Origin of the sequence: Streptomyces sp. RB17, from assembly GCF_009604455.1 — a bacterium.
Lineage (GTDB): Bacteria > Actinomycetota > Actinomycetes > Streptomycetales > Streptomycetaceae > Streptomyces.
The window spans coordinates 390,827-410,368 of sequence record NZ_WEGL01000008.1; the positions used below are offsets into that span (position 1 = coordinate 390,827).

16 protein-coding genes and 2 pseudogenes are annotated in these 19,542 nt (G+C 70.8%); 6 read left to right on the forward strand and 12 right to left on the reverse strand.

What is annotated here, in order from left to right; all coding sequences use genetic code 11:
* Positions 1-261: 261 nt before the first annotated feature.
* Entirely contained in the window at positions 262-1,350 is a 1,089-nt protein-coding gene (locus SRB17_RS33085) for a cellulase family glycosylhydrolase (protein ID WP_153543829.1), read from the forward strand.
* 30 nt (positions 1,351-1,380) lie between these two features.
* On the opposite strand, the gene SRB17_RS33090 is transcribed toward SRB17_RS33085, so the two are convergent.
* The 3 genes and pseudogenes from SRB17_RS33090 to SRB17_RS46825 form a co-directional block, all read right to left on the reverse strand.
* Positions 1,381-1,977, reverse strand: a complete 597-nt coding sequence (locus SRB17_RS33090) for a TetR/AcrR family transcriptional regulator (protein ID WP_153543831.1) — start codon at positions 1,975-1,977, stop codon at positions 1,381-1,383.
* The gene (locus tag SRB17_RS33095; protein ID WP_153543833.1) at positions 1,977-2,168 is read right to left on the reverse strand and encodes a DUF397 domain-containing protein; all 192 of its coding nucleotides are present in this window, start codon (positions 2,166-2,168) and stop codon (positions 1,977-1,979) included. The genes SRB17_RS33090 and SRB17_RS33095 overlap by 1 nt, the downstream gene beginning before the upstream one ends.
* A pseudogene (locus tag SRB17_RS46825) lies at positions 2,165-2,281 on the reverse strand (transcriptional regulator); the annotation flags it as partial. The pseudogene SRB17_RS46825 and the gene SRB17_RS33095, both read right to left, overlap by 4 nt.
* On the opposite strand from SRB17_RS46825, the gene SRB17_RS33100 reads away from it, so the two are divergent.
* Complete coding sequence (locus tag SRB17_RS33100; RefSeq protein ID WP_153543835.1) at positions 2,280-2,702, forward strand: ATP-binding protein; 423 nt, start codon at positions 2,280-2,282, stop codon at positions 2,700-2,702. The pseudogene SRB17_RS46825 and the gene SRB17_RS33100 overlap by 2 nt on opposite strands.
* Here SRB17_RS33100 and SRB17_RS33105 read toward each other — a convergent pair.
* Complete coding sequence (locus SRB17_RS33105) at positions 2,641-3,957, reverse strand: jacalin-like lectin (protein ID WP_153544164.1); 1,317 nt, start codon at positions 3,955-3,957, stop codon at positions 2,641-2,643. The two genes, SRB17_RS33100 and SRB17_RS33105, sit on opposite strands and share 62 nt — an antisense overlap.
* Before the next feature lie 166 nt (positions 3,958-4,123).
* Between SRB17_RS33105 and SRB17_RS33110 the strand changes: the two genes are divergently transcribed.
* Positions 4,124-5,383, forward strand: a complete 1,260-nt coding sequence (locus SRB17_RS33110; RefSeq protein ID WP_416237108.1) for an MFS transporter — start codon at positions 4,124-4,126, stop codon at positions 5,381-5,383.
* Positions 5,384-5,454: 71 nt separating this feature from the next.
* On the opposite strand, the pseudogene SRB17_RS33115 reads toward SRB17_RS33110, so the two are convergent.
* From SRB17_RS33115 to SRB17_RS33150, 8 genes and pseudogenes are all read right to left on the reverse strand, one after another.
* A pseudogene (locus tag SRB17_RS33115) lies at positions 5,455-5,847 on the reverse strand (ABC-2 family transporter protein); the annotation flags it as partial.
* 259 nt (positions 5,848-6,106) lie between these two features.
* Positions 6,107-8,989 carry a glycoside hydrolase family 2 TIM barrel-domain containing protein gene (locus SRB17_RS33120; protein ID WP_153543837.1) on the reverse strand — a complete coding sequence of 961 codons (2,883 nt, stop codon included), beginning with the start codon at positions 8,987-8,989 and terminating at the stop codon, positions 6,107-6,109.
* Positions 8,990-9,001: 12 nt separating this feature from the next.
* Positions 9,002-9,817: a carbohydrate ABC transporter permease gene (locus tag SRB17_RS33125; RefSeq protein WP_153544168.1), complete on the reverse strand. Its 816-nt coding sequence runs from the start codon at positions 9,815-9,817 to the stop codon at positions 9,002-9,004.
* 23 nt (positions 9,818-9,840) lie between these two features.
* The gene (locus tag SRB17_RS33130; RefSeq protein WP_153543839.1) at positions 9,841-10,806 is read right to left on the reverse strand and encodes a carbohydrate ABC transporter permease; all 966 of its coding nucleotides are present in this window, start codon (positions 10,804-10,806) and stop codon (positions 9,841-9,843) included.
* 20 nt (positions 10,807-10,826) lie between these two features.
* Complete coding sequence (locus tag SRB17_RS33135; RefSeq protein WP_153543841.1) at positions 10,827-12,092, reverse strand: ABC transporter substrate-binding protein; 1,266 nt, start codon at positions 12,090-12,092, stop codon at positions 10,827-10,829.
* A gap of 225 nt (positions 12,093-12,317) precedes the next feature.
* Positions 12,318-12,509 carry a hypothetical protein gene (locus SRB17_RS33140; protein ID WP_153543843.1) on the reverse strand — a complete coding sequence of 64 codons (192 nt, stop codon included), beginning with the start codon at positions 12,507-12,509 and terminating at the stop codon, positions 12,318-12,320.
* A gap of 16 nt (positions 12,510-12,525) precedes the next feature.
* Positions 12,526-13,767, reverse strand: a complete 1,242-nt coding sequence (locus tag SRB17_RS33145; protein ID WP_153543845.1) for an ROK family protein — start codon at positions 13,765-13,767, stop codon at positions 12,526-12,528.
* A gap of 153 nt (positions 13,768-13,920) precedes the next feature.
* Positions 13,921-15,183, reverse strand: coding sequence for an FAD-binding protein (locus tag SRB17_RS33150; protein WP_323376598.1), 1,263 nt, complete (start codon positions 15,181-15,183; stop codon positions 13,921-13,923).
* 157 nt (positions 15,184-15,340) lie between these two features.
* On the opposite strand from SRB17_RS33150, the gene SRB17_RS33155 reads away from it, so the two are divergent.
* The 3 genes from SRB17_RS33155 (at position 15,341) to SRB17_RS33165 (ending at position 19,207) form a co-directional block, all read left to right on the forward strand.
* Positions 15,341-16,015, forward strand: coding sequence for a pyridoxamine 5'-phosphate oxidase family protein (locus tag SRB17_RS33155; RefSeq protein ID WP_153543847.1), 675 nt, complete (start codon positions 15,341-15,343; stop codon positions 16,013-16,015).
* A gap of 58 nt (positions 16,016-16,073) precedes the next feature.
* Positions 16,074-17,417 (forward strand): radical SAM protein, encoded by a 1,344-nt coding sequence (locus tag SRB17_RS33160; protein ID WP_153543849.1) that lies wholly within the window; start codon positions 16,074-16,076, stop codon positions 17,415-17,417.
* A gap of 302 nt (positions 17,418-17,719) precedes the next feature.
* Positions 17,720-19,207 (forward strand): cellulose-binding domain-containing protein, encoded by a 1,488-nt coding sequence (locus SRB17_RS33165; RefSeq protein ID WP_153543851.1) that lies wholly within the window; start codon positions 17,720-17,722, stop codon positions 19,205-19,207.
* The last annotated feature ends 335 nt before the right edge of the window (positions 19,208-19,542 follow it).

Below are 19,542 nucleotides of genomic sequence, written 5' to 3' on the forward strand. Positions count from 1 at the left end.
GTCCTGTCCGATGTCTGTCCGATGTCTTGACAGTGCCCGGCGGCTACGGCGAGGCTCTCGGCCGAAAGGTGATCGTCCCGGCGTGACAGCACGTCGGGCGACGCACATGGTGCGTCTTTGCCCATGCAGCTGCCCTGAGCCGCCCAAGCCTTCGGCCCAGCAGGAGAACCGGCCCCCCGGCGCCCGCGGGAACCCCGCCCGACGTCCGTGTCCGCATGCCGCCTCCCCGCCCCCAGACCCGCGACAGGAAGGTCCCCGCACATGTTCCGCTCCGCACGCAGAGCCGCACGGCGCGCCACCGGACTCACCCGTACCGTCCTCGCGGCGGCCGTCGCGCTGAGCAGCAGTGCCCTCATCGGGCTGGCCTCCGTCCCGGCATCGGGTGCGGACCGGGCGGCCGCCTCGCTCGAACCCGGCCGGTTCCACGGAGTGAACTGGGCCGACCCGCGCGACAACTACGCCGACGACCCCGTGGTCCTGTCCGGGCTGAGCCTCTCCGACGACTACGCCACCACCTACGCCAAGGCCAGTGGCGTCATCGCCGGATTCCGCAAGAACCTCCAGGCGAACACGGTTCGGCTGCCGGTCAACCCGTACACCGTCAACGGCTCCTACTGGCGCTCCTACCGAGCCGTCATCGACGCCGCCACCGCCCACGGCTTCAAGGTCATCCTCAGCTACTGGGAGGGCACCGGCGCACGGAAGGACGGCTTCGTCGACAACCTGCCCGACTTCTGGCGCATGTGGGGCACGGTCACCAGCGCCTATCAGCGCAACCCGCTGGTCTACTTCGAGCCGATGAACGAACCGCACGGCTACACCGCGCAGGCGTGGGCCGACCTGGTGGCGCAGTGGATCGGCACCTACCCCGCCGTACCCCGGAACCGGATCTTCGTCAGTGGCTCCGGCTACAACGACAGCGTCCTCAGTGTCTGCGCGGACCACCGGCTCGACGGCACGTACCTGTCCCTGCACCACTACGGTTTCTGGAAGCAGAGCGCCACGTACGACGAGTGGGTCGGCGACCTCAAGGCGCGCATCGGCAGCTGTGCCTCCCGTACCGTCGCGGACGAGTTCGGCGCCCCCATGACGACCGGGCTGAACTACGACCAGCCCGCCTCGGCATCCAGCGATCCCAACTCCGTCGCTTTCATCCAGGCCGACACCGACATGTTCCGGGCCCTGCACATGGGCGCGGTCTACTGGCCGGGCCTGCGCACCGGTGACACCTACAGCATCCAGACCCTCACCGGCAGCGGCACGCATCTGGGCCTGGCCACCACCAACGCCTCCGGCGCGGACCGCCTCGCCTGGGCGTGGGGCATGGGACACCCCGCGACCGAAGGGTGACCACCGTCCGTTGACCAGGCCCCGGAGCGCTCAGTCGCCGCCCGCGTCCTCCCGCTTCGTCTCGCGCGGCCAGTGCTCCAGGGCCAGGTGCAGGGCGTTTACGGCCTTGTCCCAGGACGCCTGTACGTCCCGGTCGGCGCCGAAGCCCCCGGAGGACTCCAGGGCGCAGTAGCCGTGGAAGGTGCTGCGCAGCAGGCGTACGGCGTCGGTCAGGTCGGGCTCGTCCAGGCCGTAGGCGCGCAGCATGCCGTAGGTGATCTCGGCGGTGCGGCGCATCGCCGGGGAGCCGGCGACGAGGGACTGGTCGAGACGGATCTGGGTGGCCGCGTACCGGCCGGGGTGCTCCAGGGCGTAGGAGCGGTAGGCGCCGGCGAAGGCGGCCAGCGCGTCCTTGCCCGCGTGGCCCGCCACGGCCGGCGCGATCCGGTCGATCAGCTCGCCACCGGCGTACAGAGCGAGCCGGGTGCGCAGGTCTTCCAGGCCTCGGACATGCGAGTACAGGCTCGCGTCCTTCACGCCGAAACGGCGGGCCAGCGCGGACAGGGTGACGTTCGCGAGGCCCGCCTCGTCGGCCAGTTCGGCCGCCGCCGCGACCAGCCGGTCCACGGTGACTCCGGCACGGGCCATCAGTGTGCGGCGCCGGCGGCCAACGCCACGAACTCCGTCCAGGAGGCCGGGGAGAGGGCGAGCCGCGTGCCGGTGGTGTTCTTGGAGTCGCGCACATGGATGGTGGTGGGGCAGGTGGCTGCCTCGACGCGGTCGTCGCCGGAGCCGCCGCTGTAGCCGCTCTTGAACCAGGCCGGTTCAGTGGTGGTCATAGTGCTCCTCGCATCCGCTCCGGCAGGCTCCGGGAATCCTCCGGTGTCAGAGCCTGCGAACGCAGTTTTGCATACCGTGTATGGAGCACGCTGATCTTCTTCGCGTCGGTGATGAACTGGCTGTCCGGGCGCGGCGACTGGTGGCCGGACCGGATGCGTGCGTGGGGGTTCGGACACGGGAGGGAGGTCAGTGACACGGTCACCCTCGTCGCCGCCGAACTCGCCGCGAACGCGGTACGGCACGGACGGGCCTGGGGGAGGGGTTTCCGGCTGCTGCTGGAGGAGGACGTCGTCCGCGCGGAGGTGCTGGACGCGCGCGTGGAACGGCTCCCCGTGCGGACGCAGGGGGAGCCGGACGAGAGCGGGCGCGGGCTGCTGATGGTCGAGGCACAGGCGGACAAGTGGGGTGTGGAACTCCGCCCGGACGGCCTGCACACGACCGTCCGGGCGGACGTCCCGGTCCGTAGGGGACTCAGCCGATCGGCGCGTAGAGCACGCCCAGCTTGTCGATCTCGTCGCCCGCGCGGCCGGTGAAGCCGACGATCTGCCAGCCGGACGGGGCGGTGAAGGTGGCCGTGTCGGTCGTCGCCGTACCGGCGGACAGCGTCCGGCCCTTGTCCGTAGTGAACGTGGCCGAGAAGATCCGGGTGCGGCCGTCTTTCTGACCCTCCGTCAGCTTCACCGAGGTGAGATGTTCTCCGGTCGCGAGGGTGAGGGAGGCGGCCGTACCGCCCGTGCCGCCGTGGCCGAGGACCGTGCCGGCGTCGTGGGTGAGGGACACCGCGTCCAGCCGGGCGCCACCGCGCAGGGTGAGGGTGCGGGGGGAGAGGGCGGCGGGGAGGTCGTCGGCGTCGTTGAACGCCGCACCGTGCGGGCCGCCGAAGAGGTCGCCCGCCCGGAGCTTCGGATTGAGGGTGTAGGAGAAGTCGACGGTGTGCGGGAAGTGGTCGGACAGGTTTCCGCCGCTGGAGTCGAGGAACTTCGCCCACTCGTCGTTGTATCGGGTCGCGGAGAGCGAGACGAGGTTGCTGCCGCGGTAGAGCACCTTGTCCACCACCTCGCAGTCGTTCGGCGGCGCGGACGTCGGGCACAGCAGCGGGTCGGCGCCCTGTGCGGGGGCCGTACCGCCCTTGACCAGCTTCACCCACGCGTCGGTCAGACTGTTGTCGTTCACGAGCGTGCGGATGTTGTCGCCGGTCCGGGTGTAGCGGGTGTTGGTGTCACCCATCACGATCACCGCGTTGCCGGCCGAGTTGGCCTGGATGAACTGCGACAGCTGGGTGATGTTGGCGCGGCGGGCGGCGAGGGCGTCGTCGGTGTCGTCGGCGTTGGGGTGGAGGTTGTACAAGTCGACGTACACACCTTCCGCCAGGCGTACCCGGGCCAGCGTGAAGCCCTTCGGGGTCAGGCAGTTGGTCCCGGTGCAGTCGTTCCACTTGACCCGCTCGAAGTCCTCGAACGGGTAGCGGGACAGGGTGTTGAGACCGTCGCCGATGCCCGCGCCGCCGCTGGTCGCCGTGCGGTAGGGATGGCCGTCGCCCGCGTACAGCGCCGCGTGGTAGTTGAAGTCCTCCTGGACGTTGACGATGTCGTATCGCGCCAACCTCGGTGAGATCAGTGGTGTGTTGGTGGCCGGATGGCTCGAGCTGAGCCCTTCCGGCAGACCCGCCACGTTGTACGTCAGCACACTGAACGTGCCCGAGTCGGCGGACTGCGCCGGGGTGGCGCACAGGGTGAGCCCGGCGAGGGCGAGCGCGCCTGACGCGAGGGCGCCGAGGAGTCGTCTCATGGGTCGCATGCGGCCATGCTCATGCCAACAGGCCTACAAATGAAGGGTAGTTGAGAAAACTGTTCAACATTTATCAATGACGTGAGAGTGTTCCCGAGACCCTTCGGGACGCTCCAGTCGCAACTCCCCACCGGCGTAGGGTGGGCGCACGCCGGGAGGGGGAGCGGTGGGACGCGAGACACGCAAGGGGCACAGCCGCGGCGCCGCCGGCGAGCGCGAGGACGCCATCCAACCCCTGTGGCGGCAGCGGGACTTCGCCGTCTTCTGGGCCGCCCAGACCCTCTCCGTCCTCGGTGACTCCTTCGCCCTGATCGCGCTGCCCCTGCTGGTGCTCGAGGCCACCGGATCCGTGGCGAGGATGGGGCTGCTCACCGCGGTCGGCGGGGCCGCCGCCGTACTCGCCGCCGTGTTCGCGGGCACCGTGGTGGACCGCGTGGACCGGCGCCGGCTCCTCATCACATGTGACCTCGTTCGTATGGCCCTGTACGGCCTGATCCCGCTCGTGTGGGCCTCCGGCCCCCGCATCTGGCTGCTGTACGGGGTGCTGCCGGTCTGCGAGGCCGTCGGCATGTTCTTCGCCGTCGGCTACGTCACCGTGGTCCGCGGCCTCGTCGGCACGGCCCGACTCACCGAGGCCAACGGCCGGCTGAACGCCACCGCCGCGGCGGCCGGAGTCCTCGGACCGCTGTGCGCGGGGCTGGTCGCCGCCTGGACCGGGCCGGCCGCCGCCGTCGCCGTCGACGCGGCCAGCTTCGCCGCCTCCGCCGCGTGCATGCGCTGGGTACGACTGCGCCCCCGGGCCGGCGACGACACCCCCGCCCCCGGCCGCAGCACCGTACGACAGGACCTGCGCACCGGCATCGCCTTCCTGTACCGGCACCCCCTGCTGCGCTCGCTGACGACCCTGCTGTTCGGCTTCAGCTTCCTCACCCTCGGCCTGAACGACCTGGTCATCTACCACCTCAAGCACGACCTCGGCCACGACGACGGCACCGTCGGCACCGTGATGGCCGCCGCCGCGCTCGGCACCATCGCCGGATCCCTGCTCGTCGCCCGCGTCCGCCGCCTGCTCGGCTTCGGACCCACCTGGATCGGCGCGACCGCGCTGTGCGGGCTCGCCTGCGCCGGCCTCGGCCGGGTCGGTACCGTGCCCGCGGTCGCCGTCCTCGCCGCCGCCTTCCTGGCCGGCGTCGGCATCGCGGGCACCTGCTCGATGTCCCTGCGCCAGGAGGTCACCCCCGAGCACCTGCTCGGTCGGGTCACCTCCGCCTACTGGACCCTGCAGTACTCCGCCGCCCCCGCCGGCGCCGCCCTCCTCACCTGGGCCGCCGGCCGCTGGGGCACCACGCCGGCCGCCCTGACCGCGGGCACCACCTGCGTCCTGCTCGCCCTCACCGCCCTCCTCACCCCGATCCGTACGGCCTGACCCGGCGGTCCGCGCCGCTCGCCGTGCATCCCGGGGCGCGCTCAGGAGGGCACCGTCGTACGACCCGCGAGCAGCCGGCTGCGGCCGAGCGCACCCGCCATCAGGGCCGCCGCCACCGTCAGGTCACCGATCGCGTTGGTCGGGAACCACTGGAGCTGGATCTGCCGGTGCACCGGCATCGGACGCAGCAGGTACGCGTCGATCCTGCCCTCCTGGATGCTGTGGCCCAGACCGTGCACCCGGCCCAGGAACAGCACGAACAGCCCGTGCGCGAGCATCCGCGTCGCCGGTATCAGCAGCACGTCGGAGCTGTCCCAGCCGCCCATCCCGGTGAACCGGGTGAGCAGCACCGTCGAGAACACGATCACCGAGACCTGCCAGATCGCGCCGATCGCGATGTTCATCAGGAACTCGGCCCGGTACTCCAGCTCGGCACGGACGTCCAGGCGCGTGATGCGCCACATGATGCGCAGGCCTTCCACGGGCGTCAGCCTCCCTGCGAGACGACACGTCGGCCCGCCCGCTCCGGATGCACCAGGGATCTGAGCGCGCCGGCGAAACCGGGCGGCGCACGGTCGTGTGGAAGGTGCGGGACAGCTCGCGCACCTGGATGCCGGCGGGCACCCCGGCCGTTCGGGTCACAGGGCGTTCCTCCTGGTCGGCGCGACCGCGGCCGGCCGGATGGCGAACCGGCCGGCCGCGGTGGGTTTCGGGACGTGCCGGTCAGCCGGCCTCCGCGCCGGGGGCGGTGGAGAACACGAAGGAGAACTCCGCCGGTTCGGCCCGCAGGTGGTACGGGGGCAGCGGGCCCGGACCGCACGACTGGGAGCCGATGCCGTGCTGGCCGTGGTCCAGGTTGACCCACACGGTGTCGCCGGGTGTGAGGTCGCTGCGGTGCGCGGCGGCGTGCAGCTGCTCGGTGGTCCAGCGGCGGGCGGTGAGGAAGAACGCGGGGTCGCCCTCGATGCGCAGCCCGCCGAGCTCGGCCCAGCGGACGTCGATACGGGCGCCGTTCTCCTGGGGACGGACGTACGGCGTCTGCATATCGTCCACGGTCGACTGCCAACGGCCGACCGCGGACGCCGTCCTGGTGTCCGGATAGGCCTCGCCGGGGCCGCCGCCGTACCACCGCACACGGTCGGCCGTCGACAGTCCGAAGCGGATGCCGAGCCGGGGGAGGGGGACGGTCCAGTCGCCCTCGGGGGTGGTGCGTACGGTCAGCCGCAGCCGGTCCCCGTCCGACGTCCAGCGGTATACGGTCGACAGGCCCAGCTCCCGAGCGGCCGGCGCCACCCGGGTGCGCACCGTCAGGGTGTGCTCGCCGGTCTCCACCGCGTCCAGCCGGTGCCGCATCCGGTGCAGGCCGAGCCCCCGCCACAGCAGCCCGTAGCGCAGGTCGGGCTGCCAGGGGGCGCCGTCGTCGTTGTCGGTGGTGGCCCGCCACACGTCCAGGCGCAGCCCGGAGACGGGCACGCCGCCGACGGCCGTCAGCGCTCCCGTGCGGGCGTCGAAGGTGCCGGGGCCGAGGGTGATCACCCCGTCGTCGGTCACCGGACGGGCGGTCGCCGCGACCGTGGGCACCCGGCGCTCCGACACCGTGACCTGGCCCCAGGCCACGACATGGCCCTCCGGCGCCCAGGCGCTGTCCGCCGCGAGTGCCGCCCGGACCGTCCACAGGGCCTCGCCGGCCGGCGCCCCGGCCGGCGGTGCGGGCAGCTTGACGTCGGCGGACTCACCGGGCGCCAGCGCCGGCACCGCCAGCGCGCCGGACTCCACCGTCTCCCCGTCGACCTCGTACGACCACGAGAACGCCAGCGCCGACAGGCCGGCGAAGTCCTGCTTGTTGGTGATCCGGACCGTGCCGTCGCCGAAGTCGCCGGCGATGCCGACCGGTTCGATCACCTTCTTGAACTCGACCAGGCCGGGCGAGGGCTCCCGGTCCGGGAAGAGCAGGCCGTCGCAGACGAAGTTGCCGTCGTGCAACTCCTCGCCGAAGTCACCGCCGTAGGCGTAGCCCAGCTCCGGATGGGCGATGCCGTGGTCGATCCACTCCCACACGAAGGCGCCCTGCAGCCGGTCGTACGACTCGAACAGCCGCTGGTAGTCGGCGAGTCCGCCAGGGCCGTTGCCCATGGCGTGCGCGTACTCGCACAGGACGAAGGGGAGCCCGCGTCGCTTGCGGCTGCCGCCGTCCAGGCCCTGGCCGATCCGCTCGACCTCGGCGTGGCCGGCGTACATCCGCGAGTACATGTCCGTGTCACGGCAGGTGAGGTCGCCCTCGTAGTGGATCAGGCGGGAGGAGTCCCGGCCGCGGATCCACTCGGCCATCGCGGTCAGGCCCCGGCCGGTGCCGGCCTCGTTGCCCAGCGACCAGACGACGACCGACGGGTGGTTCTTGTCCCGTTCGACCATGCGGGACGCCCGGTCCAGCAGGGCCGGGGTCCAGCGGTCGTCGTCGACGGGGTTGTCCCGCCAGCCCTGCTCGGTGAAGCCGTGCGTCTCCAGGTCGCACTCGTCGATCACCCACAGCCCGTACGTGTCGCACAGGTCGAGGAAGGCCGGGTGCGGCGGGTAGTGGGAGGTGCGGACGGCGTTGATGTTGTGCCGTTTCATCAGCAGTACGTCCTCGCGCATGGTGGCGAGGTCCAGGGCGCGGCCCCTTTCCGGATGCCACTCGTGCCGGTTGACGCCCTTGAACAGCACCGGCCTGCCGTTGACCTTGATCAGGCCGTCCGCCAGTTCCACGGTACGGAAACCGATGCGCAGCGGCACCCGCTCGCCCTCGGTGGCGAGCGTGCCCTCGTACAGCCTGGGTGTTTCCGCCGACCACGGCTCGACCGGCACGGTCACGCTCTCGCCGGTCGCGACGTCGACACCGAGCTCGGAAACGGTTACTCGGCCGTCCACGTCGGAATCGACGCGCAGGGTGCCGGTGCCGGCGCGGTGGTCGTAGGAGGCGTGCACGAAGAAGTCGAGGGCGGCGCCCGCCGGGCGGTGCAGCAGGGTGACGTCCCGGAAGATGCCCGGCAGCCACCACTGGTCCTGGTCCTCCAGATAGGAGCCCGCCGACCACTGGTGGACCCGGACCGCCAGCACATTGCCCTCGGGCCTCAGCAGACGGCCGACGGCGAACTCGTGCGGCAGCCGGGAGCCCTTGAACTCGCCGAGGTCCGTGCCGTTCAGCCACACCCGGGCGCAGGACTCCACCCCGTCGAAGCGCAGTACGGCACCCCCGTCCGTGTGATCCGGCCAGTCCTGCGGCAGGTCGAAGACCCGCAGATGGTCGCCGGTCGGGTTCTCCGTCGGCACGCGGGGCGGGTCGACCGGGAACGGGTAGAGGTGGTTGGTGTAGATCGGGGAGCCGTGCCCCTGGAGGACCCAGTGGCCGGGTACCTGGATCTCCGCCCAGTCACCGGCGTCGTACCCCTCCTCGGCGAAGGAGTCGTCCTCGGCGTCGGCCGTCGGGGACAGCCGGAAGCGCCAACTGCCGTTCAGCGAGAGGGAGGTGGCGTCCGAGGACCCGTACCAGGCGCGGGGTGGCAGCGCCCCCGTGCCCGGCGAGACGTCCTCGACGTAATCGGTGACGGTGCGGTTGCGGAAGGACATCGGTCTCCTAGCTCAGCCCTTGATACCGGTCTGTGCGATCCCCTGCACCAGCCAGCGCTGGAGGAAGAGGAACACGAACAGCAGCGGGAGGATGGAAATCGCGGTCGCCATGAAGATCTGGTGGAAGATGACGGTCTGGTTGGTCATGTACGACGAGAGCGCCACCTGTACGGTCCACGAGTTCGGGTCCTGTCCGACGACCAGCGGCCACAGGAAGGCGTTCCAGCCGTTGATGAACGTGATGGTCGCGATCGCCGCGAAGAAGTTCAGCGAGTTGGGGACGACGACTCGCCAGTACGCGCCCCAGTAGCCGAGCCCGTCCACCCGCGCCGCCTCCTCCAGCTCCTTGGGGAACCCCAGGAAGTACTGCCGGAACAGGAAGCAGGTGAAACCACTGAACAGCCCCGGAACGATCAGGCCCCGGTAGCTGTCCACCCAGCCGAGCGACGACACCAGCACGAAGCTGGGCACGAAGGTCACCGAGGTCGGCACCATCAGGGTGCCCAGGACGACGTAGAAGATCTTGTTGGCGTGCCGGTACGGGATGCGGGCCAGGGCGTAGCCGGCGAGCGAGCACACCAGCAGGATGCCGGCGGTCATGGAGACGGCGACGACGGTGGAGTTCAGCAGCGACCGGGCGAACGGCACCGACTGGTCGTCGAACAGCTCGCCGATGTTGCCCCACTGCAGGTGCGTGGGGAAGAACTCCCAGTGTTCCCCAGTGATCTGGGCGTCGGTGGAGAAGGAGTTGCGCAGCAGCACGTAGAACGGGATCAGGAAGAGGAAGGCGGCGACACCGGTGGCGATGTAGAGGCCGGTGTTGCCCATCACCCCGGCCCTGCGTTTGGCGGTCACTTGGACTCGTCACCCCTTCCGAAGCCCATGAGCCTGCCCTGGAACAGGGTCACGACGACGATCAGCGCGGTCAGGATGACGGCGCCCGCGCTGCCGGCGCCGTAGTCCTGTTCCTGGCCCAGGGCGGTGTAGTACAGCTCGACCAGCGGGGGCCGGCCCCAGGTCGTCTTGTCGAGCAGGTTGTAGAACTCGTCGAAGGCCTGGTACGCCGCGATGAGCAGCAGCAGGATCACCGCGGTCGAGGTGGCGCGCAGCTGGGGCAGCGTGATGTGGCGGAAGGTCTGCCAGCCCGGCCTGGCGCCGTCGATGGCGGCGGCCTCGTACAGCTCGGCCGGGATGTTCTGGAGCGCGGCCAGGAAGAGAATCATGTAGAAACCGGACTGCAGCCACAGCCGTGCCGAGACGATGACCAGCCAGTACCAGGGCGGGTTCGGGCTGGCCAGCCAGGCGATGTTGTCGATCCCGAACCAGCCGAGGACCGTGTTCATCAGGCCGAAGCGCACGCCGCTGAACAGCGACATCTTCCAGATCAGCGACGCGGCGACATAACTGCACGCGGTCGGCAGGAAGAACACCGACCGGAAGAACGCCCGCATGAACCGTATCCGGTTCACCAGCAGGGCCAGGCCCAGTGACACCGCCCAGGTGATCGGCACGATGAACGCGGCGAACACGGTGAAGGTGCCGAGCGAGTTCACGAACTTGGGGTCCGTCAGCATGTACGTGTAGTTGTCGAAACCGATGAACTTCGACGGCGTGACCGTGAAGCGGGCGTCGAAGAAGCTGAGGTAGACGCTCCAGACGATCGGCACGTAGATGAAGACGATCAGCCCGATGAGGAAGGGGCTGAGGAAGAGCCAGAAGTTGAAGGTGCGGCTGCCCCGCAGATCCCGCCAGGTCCGGGCCGGCCGGGCTTTCGCCGGGGCGGGGCCCGCGAGGGTGGGCTTGATGGTCGTCGACATGTCGTGGTCCGTCCGCCGGCCTATCCGAAGAGCTTCTTCAGCTCGCGGTTCACGGCCTTGTCGCACTTGTCGAGCGCGGCCTCCGGGTCGCCGTCCTTGCGGACGCAGTCGGCCATGACGTCCCACGATGCGCTGATCATGGCCTGGGTCCAGGCGATGTTGTCGAAGTGCCCGTACTGGTTGAAGAGCTGCACACCCTGCGCCGGCAGGCCGGACTTGAGCTTGGTGGCCGACGCGGCGATCGAGCTGCGCGGCGGGATGTGGAAGCCGTACGACGTCGCCCAGTCCTCCTGGTACTTCTTCTGGTCGATCCACAGCCACTTCACGTACTCCTTGGCCGCGTCGACGTTGCCGCCCTTGGCGTTGACGAACATCGACCAGCCGCCGTTGTAGACCGAGGGCTTGCCCGAGTCGACGGTCTTCGGGAACGGGAAGACGCCGAGGTCGTCGCCGAGCGCCTTCTGGAACTGCGGCATGGCCCACATGCCGCAGAACTGGATGGCACACAGGCCCTGGCTGAGCGAGGAGGGGTCCCAGTAGTCGGTGGGGGCGCCGAGGAGCAGATGGCCGCTGGTGAACAGCTTGCGCATCTTCGTCAGGCCCTCGATGACGGCGGGCGTGTGGTAGGCGATCCGGTTCTTGTCGTCGAGGGTGTCGGCGCCCGCGGACCAGATCAGCGGGTTGACGATCGCGTGCAGGTCGTTGCCGACGTAGAGGCCCTTGACCTTGCCGGTGGTGAGCTTGGCGGCGGCCTCGATCAGCTCGTCCAGGGTCTCCGGGACCTTGACGCCGGCCTTCGCGAAGAGCGATGGCCGGTAGAAGAAGAACTGCGGGTCGTCGATCATCCGGACGCCGTAGACCTTGCCGTCCACGGTGTGCGACGTGATGTCGGCCGGGTTGAAGTCGCTCTTGACCGGATCGATGAGATCGGTGAGGTCCGCCACCTGACCGCTCTTGACCATCTGGATCTGCGGGTGGAACTCGAAGACATCGGGCGCGTTGTCGGTGAGCAGGGTGGCGAAGAGCTTGCTCTCGTAGTCGGCGCTGGTGATCCACTGGGTGTTCACGCGGGCGTTCTTGTAGGCGGCGGCGTACCGCTTGATCGCCTGCTCCGTCCCCGCCTCGCCGTAGGCGTGGAACATCTGGTTGAGCTGCTTGCCCGAACCGGAGCCTCCGCCACGGCCGTTGTTGCTTCCGCACGCCGCGAGCGGGGCGGCGACGGCCAGTCCGGCGGCGGCCCGGAGTATCGAGCGGCGGTCCCAGGTGCTGTTGCTCTGTGCCGACATGCTGACGTCCTTGTCTGTCGAGGTGCGGGTGCGGGTGCGAGTGCGAGTGCGGCTAAGGCTGGTGCGGGACGTTAACCTTCGGCTAATGCTTCGGCAAGGGGTTGGACGAAGTCTGTTCGAAGCGTTGTGCCTTGTTCGGCATACCGAACGGATCGGTGGGGAACGGGAGTTGAAGGCCGCCGGGTCAGGGGTGACCGGCGGCCCTCGGTACAGGGGAAGAGGGGATTACCGCCTGGTCCAGGCCTCGCTGGTGCCGCCGTTGCAGCTGTAGAGGATCACCTTGCTGCCGTCGGCGGTCGCCTCGGCGGCGGCCGGGGCGGCGTCGGCACTCGCGGCCGGGGAGGTGAGCAGGCCTCCGGTGACGGACAGCGCGGCGGAGGCTGTCCGCAGCAGTGTCCTGAAGCGGGGGTGAGACACGTGCATCCCTCCGTCGTCACGAAGGCGGTGCGGTACGGCTCCTTGCGTTGCTGCGTTGTGCCGACCTCTGCCCGACGGACTGCAGCGCCCCCTCCAGCGCGAACGTGGCCGCGCCCAGGGACACCGGGTCGGTGGGGATCGGGGAGAGGACGATCTCGGTGGCGGCCAGCGGGCGGCGCAGCGCGTGCCGGGCGACGGCCTGGCGGACCTCGCCGAGCAGCGGCTCGCCCAGCCGGGCGGCGACCCAGCTGCTGAGCACGACCACCTCGGGATTGAGGAGATTGATCAGGTCGGAGATGCCGGCGCCCAGGTAACGGGCGGTGTCCCGGACCACCTTGAGTGCGACCGGGTCCTCGGCGGCGACCGCGCGGGCCAGCGCGTCGATGGTGGCCGTCTGGTCCTCGGGGTGCAACAGGGGGGACTGCGGGCTGAGTTCGCGCAGGTTCTGCATGATGCCGGGCGCGCCGACGTACGTCTCGACACAGCCGTGGTTGCCGCAGTGGCACAGCCGCCCGTCCAGCACGAGCGTGGTGTGACCCCACTCGCCGGCGCTGTTGCTCACACCCCGGTGCAGACCGCCGCCGAGGGCCAGACCGGCGCCGACCCCCGTACCCAGATTGACCACGACCGCGTCCCCGCGGCCCCGCGCGGCCCCGAACCACAGCTCGGCCACCGCACAGGCGCGCAGCGGATTGTCCAAGTACAGGGGATAGGCGATGTGTTCGGCGAGCAGGTCGTGCAACGGCACGTCGTGCCAGTCCCAGTTGGGCGCGTACTCGGCGAGGCCGGTGTCCCGGTCCACCTGGCCCGGCACGCTCACCCCGACGCCGAGCACCCGGGCCGCCTCGACCCCGGCCTGCGCCACCACCGAGCCGACGGCCGCGGCCACATGGCCGACCACCTGCTCCGGGCGGCTCTCGCCGGGCCGCATGTCCTCGTCGGCGCGGGCCAGCACGTTCAGCGCCAGGTCGAACAGCTCGACATGGACGTACGTCTCCGCGATGTCCACGCCGATCAACGCGCCCCCCGACGCGTTGACGGCCACCAGGCCCCGGGGCCGGCCGCCGGCCGAGTCCTCGAACCCCACTTCGGTGATCATGCGGAGGTCGAGCAGTTCACCGACCAGCGTGGCGACCGTGGCCAGGCTCAGTCCGGTGGCGGCGGCCAGCTCCTGCCGGGAGGTGGGAGACGCGGCGATGATCTGGCGCAACACCTCGTAGCGGTTCGCGGTGCGGATGTCACGTGATGTGCGCTTCAACGCGGCTGCCCCTCCCATCCCGTCCGGCCGGACCAGGCCGGGGCGACATCGGCACCGGCGCGGGCGTCAGGCTATGGGGCTGGGGAAGGTTTCGACAAGGGATTAGGAAAGGGGCTGGAGAAAGTCCGGCGGCCGTGTGGGCGCCAGAGGGCCTCAGTCCTCCACCAGATGCCGTACGAAGGCGTTGGTGAACTTACCGGCCGGATCGAGGGAACGGGCGACGGCGCGGAAATCGGGCACGCGTGTGTACCGTCGACGGACCACCGCCGACGGGATCTCGTACACCTTCCCCCAGTGCGGACGCGGATCGTAGCGGACCAGCGCGTCCTCCAGCCTGCGCACCACCGGCAGGACGGCCGCCTCGTCCCGTACCCAGGTGAAGTGCAGCGCCACCGAGTCCCGCCCGTGCGCCGGGCTGAGCCACTGTGTGTCGGCGGCGACCGTCCGTACCTCGCAGGTCTGCAGCACACCGGCGACCGTCGACCGGATACCGTCGATCACGTGCAGCGCCTCCAGCGCCGCCGTCCGCGGCAGCAGATACTCCGACTGGATCTCCTCCCCGCTGCTCGGCGTGAACTCCGCCCGGAAGTGCGGCAGCCGCTCGTGCCACGGCCCCGGCACCCCCAGCTGCTCGGTGCAGTTGCCCGCGGGCATGCCCGGCACCGGGTGCAGCGGCGCCTCGGCGGGTGCCGCCCACGGGAAGTCCACCGCGGGCTGGTCGGTGCGCCGCTTGACCCACACCTGCCGGAACCCCGGCTCCTTCCAGTCGGTGAACAGGCTCACGCTGTATCCGGCGGCCGACACGGCGGCGAAGTCCAGGCCGTCCAGCGGGAGTTCGGTGAAGACATGCTGCTCCACCTCGTACGCCGGCTCCAGGTCGAGGGTGAGTGCGGTGACGACGCCGAGCGCGCCGAGCGAGGTCACGGCCCCGTCGAAGCGCGGATCACCCCGGCCGATCGTCACCGTCGAGCCGTCCGCGACGACCAGCTCCACCTCCCGCACGGCCGAGGCCAGCGGCGCGTTTCCGACGCCCGAGCCATGGGTGCCGGTCGCCACCGAACCGGCCACCGAGATGTGTGGCAGGGACGCCATGTTGGCCAGGGCGAGACCGTACGCGTGGACCGTCCGGGCCAGTTCGGCGTAGCGGACGCCCCCCGACACCCGGACCGTGCGCGCGGCGGTGTCGACCTCGATCACCGGCGGCAGACCGTCGACGGACAGCAGCACACCCTCGGCCCCCGGATCGGCGATCCGGTTGAAGGAGTGCCCGCTGCCCAGCACCCGCACCCGCTCACTGCGCGCCACCAGCGCCGCGAGCGCGTCGAGCGTGCGCGGACGGTGGAACTCGCGCGCGGTGTACGTGATGGTGTGCGCCCAGTTGCTGACCGTCCCGGCGGTCTCGGCCGTCCCTGTCACAGTTGCGTTCCTCCCGGAGAGTGCGTCTGTGTCGACCCTCTCATCCGTAACGGCTCAGTAGAGAGTCCTTCTGCGGATTTCGTTGCGGTAACCGCATTCATCGACGTATTCAAAATTGTACTGGCCTGATGAATACGATATCGGTACCTTTCCAGTCATGACTCAGGAACCGCTTCCCGCTCGTCTGCCCGTCACCGACCGCACCCGGCACCGCCGGCTGCGCGAGCAGGGCAGCCTGGAGCGGGCGGAGCTGGAGGCGATCCTCGACGCCGCGTTCGTCTGTCATCTCGGGGTGCTGGTGGAGGGGCGGCCGGTCGTCGTGCCCACGGTGTACGGGCGGGACGAGCGGTGGCTGTATCTGCACGGTTCCGTGGCCGGCCGCAGCCTCGCCGGAGACACTCCCGTGTGCGTGACCGTGACGCACGTGGACGGGCTCGTGCTCGCCCGGTCCGTCTTCGAGCACGGCGTCAACTACCGCAGCGCCATGATCCACGGCACGGCGCGCAAGGTCACCGGCCCCGAGGAGAAGCTGGAGGGCCTGCGCCGGCTCACCGAGCACTCCGCGCCGGGCCAGTGGTCGTACGCCCGCCGTCCCAGCCGGAAGGAACTGGCGGCCACCACCCTCCTCGCCCTGTCCCTCGAGGAGGCCTCCGTCAAGATCCGCACCGGCGCCCCGGACGACGGCGACGGACCCGACGCCGCCCTCGGTCTGTGGGCCGGGGTCCTGCCGCTGACCACGGTGTGGGGCACCCCGGAGCCCGACCCGGCGCTGCCGGCCCAGGCCGCCGTGCCGGACCACATCGCGTGCCGTGCGGGGACCCGGCACGGCTGAGCCGCAGGCGGGGGCATACGGTGTGACACGTACGCCTGAGCCGGGAGGAGACAGACGGATGGGCAGTCGTACCGCGCTGGTCGAGGATCTGATGGAGCGGTTCCCGGACGTACCACGGGAAGCCGTCTTCAAGGAGGACCTGCTCCGCGGCGGCGTCGCCTTCGACCCGTCCGCGCTCAGCGACAACGAGAGCGGCGAGGTCAAGCCGAAGTCGTACTTCATCTTCTCCTTCGACCACGGCACCCTGCCCGAACTCGGCGAGGCGGCACTGCGGCGCCCGCCGGAGGAGATCATCCTCACCGGCGGCCCCTACGACCTGCGGCGTACGGTCGTCTCCGTACGGGTGAACCCGGCCTCGCCGTACCGGGTGGCGGCCGACGACGAGGGGCTGCTCGGGCTCTATCTCGACGGGAAGCGGATCGCGGACGTCGGTGTGCCGCCGATGCCGGAGTACTACCGGCACACCCTCTCCAACGGGAAGTCCGTGATGGAGGTCGCCCCGACCATCCAGTGGGGTTACCTGATCTATCTCACCGTTTTCCGGGTCTGCCAGTACTTCGGCGCCAAGGAGGAGTGCCAGTACTGCGACATCAACCACAACTGGCGCCAGCACAAGGCGGCAGGGCGGCCGTACACCGGCGTCAAGGACGTCGAGGAGGTGCTGGAGGCCCTGGAGATCATCGACCGGTACGACACCCAGAAGGCCTCCACCGCCTACACGCTGACCGGCGGCGCCATTACGAAAACGGTTGCCGGGCGTGACGAGGCCGACTTCTACGGCCACTACGCCAAGGCCATCGAGGAGCGCTTCCCGGGCCGCTGGATCGGCAAGGTCGTCGCCCAGGCGCTGCCCAAGGCCGACGTCCAGCGGTTCAAGGACTACGGCGTGCAGATCTACCACCCCAACTTCGAGGTGTGGGACCGCCGGCTTTTCGAGCTGTACTGCCCCGGCAAGGAGCGTTACGTCGGCCGCGACGAGTGGCACAAGCGCATCCTGGACTCCGCCGAGGTGTTCGGCGCGCGCAATGTGATCCCCAACTTCGTGGCGGGCGTGGAGATGGCCGAGCCGTTCGGGTTCACGACGGTGGACGAGGCGATCGCGTCGACCACCGAGGGCCTGCGCTTCTTCATGTCGCACGGCATCACGCCCCGCTTCACCACCTGGTGCCCGGAGCCCACCACCCCGCTCGGCAAGGCCAACCCGCAGGGCGCGCCGCTGGAGTACCACATCCGGCTGCTCCAGGCCTACCGGCAGACGATGGAGGACTTCGGGCTGTCCTCCCCGCCCGGCTACGGCCCGCCCGGACCCGGCCGTGCGGTCTTCTCCGTCAGCTCCTTCATGGACAGCCTGCCCGCGGACGACCGGGCGGCGGATGCCACGGAGGCACCGGCAGAGGCGTGATGCCGCGCACCGGACCGGCGGGAGGGGCGGTGCGCGGTCCCGGCGGGGCGGTGCGCGGTCCCGGCGGGGCGGTGCGCGGTCCCGGCGGGGCGGTGAGCGCAAGGCCGCCCGCATCCGTACAAGAGACCGGAGTCGTGGGCTCGTGGCGTCAGGCATTCGTCCCGCCACCAACGGTAACCGGATGTGAACAGGCCGCTTGTCAGTTGTGACGAGGACGTGAAAGGCTCTGTGTCCTGCCGCGAGGTTCCGCAACTTCCTTCTTCGTACGGTGAGTTGACCTCGCTCGTGGATGCAGGAGTCCCATGCCCGACCTGCCGACCCCCCAGGACACCACCGAGGCCGCGCTGTTCTCGGAGGGCTGGGACGCGGTGCTCAGTTACGCGGACCTGTGCACCTCCGGCGCCCTGACGGCCCATCAACTGGCGACCGAGGCCTTCACGCTCGGCATGCGCGAGGTCCGCGCCGCCGCACGCACCCATGTGCGCGGCGCGGGCCGCCGCACCCCCCGGCTGCCCACGATCCCGGCGCTGCTCACCGCCGTACGCGACACCGCCGCCGCCTGGGAGGGCGACGGGCAGGGCCACAGGCTCGACCCCGACCTCAGGCTGTGGCTCAACTCGGGCCAGGCCGCCCGCTACACGGGACCGCCACTGGAGCGCCCGGTCGCGCTGCGCGGCCTGCGGGACATGCAGGAGGCCGACGCGTCGCTGCTGTGGCTGGCCGAGGTGGAGGCGCTGCCCCAGTCCACCGTCGCGCGCCGGCTCGGCCTGGACCCGGCCACCGTCGCCGACGAACTCGACCAGGTCCGCACCCTGTTCCGGGACCGCTGCCACCGCGCCCACCTGGACACCCCGATGGACGCGCAGTGCCGTTCCTACGCCCGCTTGCTGGACGCGGTCACCCGCTCGCCGGCCGCCGACACCCCCGACGACCTCTCCCGGCACCTCGCGACCTGCGTACGCTGCGCCGAGGCCGCCGCGTGCCTGCGCCTGCACGGCGGCGGGCTGCCCGCCGCGCTGGCCGGCGGCGTCATCGGCTGGGGCGGCCTCGCCTACCTGGAACGCCGCCGCCGTGCCGCCGAGGTCCGCCTCGGCGCGGGCCGCCCCGCCGGTCCCGACCCCGCCACCAGCGACGCGGAGGACGGCACCCACCGCAGCCGCGCCCTGCGCGGCGGCCTGCTCGCCGCCGCCGTGCTGCTCTCGGCACTGGCGCTCGGCGTGTCGATGATGCCGTTCGGCGGCTCCGGCGACGACAGCGCCGCCGCCCGCGACGACCGGCAGCCGGTCGCCGCCGACCCCGGCGTCTCCCGGGCCACCACCCCGCCCCCGCCCGGCTCGCCGGCGGCACCCGCCGCCACACCGTCCGCGACGCCGACCGCACCCACCTCCGGCCGCAGTCGGCCCGACCCCGAACCCCAGGGCAGCACCTCCTCGGCCGCGCACCACCCCGGCGCCGGCCGCTCCAGCGCCCCCGCGGCCGGCTGCCGGGCCGGCTACGACGTCGTCGACCAGTGGTCCGACGGTTTCCAGGCCACCGTCACCGTCACCACCGACCGGCCCCTCGACGGCTGGAGCCTGTCCTGGGCCTTCCGTGACGGCCAGCGGGTCCGCCAGATGTGGGACGCCACCGTCCACCAGAGCGGCTCCCGGGTCACCGCCACCGCCGCCGACTACAACAAGACCGTCGCCGCGCACGGCACGATCTCCCTGGGGTTCATCGGCACCTGGCAGGGCAGAAACCGCTCACCGTACGGTTTCACGCTCAACGGGGCCCCCTGCACGGCAGGCTGAGCGCGCTGAAAGCCCGCACGCCCCGGACACGCCCGGGCGTACGAGGAGACCACCCGGTCCGGCACCGACCGGGGCGGCTCCGGCTGGGGGCACGAACACCACGGCTCTGCCGCGGCGTACTTGCCGCTCTCGCTGCCGCTGCGGCAGCCCGGCTACGACGTGCGCAGCATCGACACGCCGGAAAAGCGGTGGCGACTCGTGGCCGTCCCGCGTTAACGTCAGCTGTCTTCCGCAGCGGACGAATGCTGCGGGCCGAGTGCGCGCGAAAGAGGAGGTGTCGACCGATGGCTGTCATTGCGATGGGCGCTGCCCGCATCCAGGAATCCATCAAGTCC

What these genes read in the sequence shown, in the direction of transcription:
- SRB17_RS33085 (WP_153543829.1), top strand. Translation starts at nt 262, where the DNA reads ATGTTCCGCTCCGCACGCAGAGCCGCACGGCGCGCCACCGGACTCACC.
- SRB17_RS33090 (WP_153543831.1), bottom strand. Translation starts at nt 1,977, where the DNA reads ATGGCCCGTGCCGGAGTCACCGTGGACCGGCTGGTCGCGGCGGCGGCC.
- SRB17_RS33095 (WP_153543833.1), bottom strand. Translation starts at nt 2,168, where the DNA reads ATGACCACCACTGAACCGGCCTGGTTCAAGAGCGGCTACAGCGGCGGC.
- SRB17_RS33100 (WP_153543835.1), top strand. Translation starts at nt 2,280, where the DNA reads ATGAACTGGCTGTCCGGGCGCGGCGACTGGTGGCCGGACCGGATGCGT.
- SRB17_RS33105 (WP_153544164.1), bottom strand. Translation starts at nt 3,957, where the DNA reads ATGAGACGACTCCTCGGCGCCCTCGCGTCAGGCGCGCTCGCCCTCGCC.
- SRB17_RS33120 (WP_153543837.1), bottom strand. Translation starts at nt 8,989, where the DNA reads ATGTCCTTCCGCAACCGCACCGTCACCGATTACGTCGAGGACGTCTCG.
- SRB17_RS33125 (WP_153544168.1), bottom strand. Translation starts at nt 9,817, where the DNA reads ATGGGCAACACCGGCCTCTACATCGCCACCGGTGTCGCCGCCTTCCTC.
- SRB17_RS33130 (WP_153543839.1), bottom strand. Translation starts at nt 10,806, where the DNA reads ATGTCGACGACCATCAAGCCCACCCTCGCGGGCCCCGCCCCGGCGAAA.
- SRB17_RS33135 (WP_153543841.1), bottom strand. Translation starts at nt 12,092, where the DNA reads ATGTCGGCACAGAGCAACAGCACCTGGGACCGCCGCTCGATACTCCGG.
- SRB17_RS33155 (WP_153543847.1), top strand. Translation starts at nt 15,341, where the DNA reads ATGACTCAGGAACCGCTTCCCGCTCGTCTGCCCGTCACCGACCGCACC.
- SRB17_RS33160 (WP_153543849.1), top strand. Translation starts at nt 16,074, where the DNA reads ATGGGCAGTCGTACCGCGCTGGTCGAGGATCTGATGGAGCGGTTCCCG.
- SRB17_RS33165 (WP_153543851.1), top strand. Translation starts at nt 17,720, where the DNA reads ATGCCCGACCTGCCGACCCCCCAGGACACCACCGAGGCCGCGCTGTTC.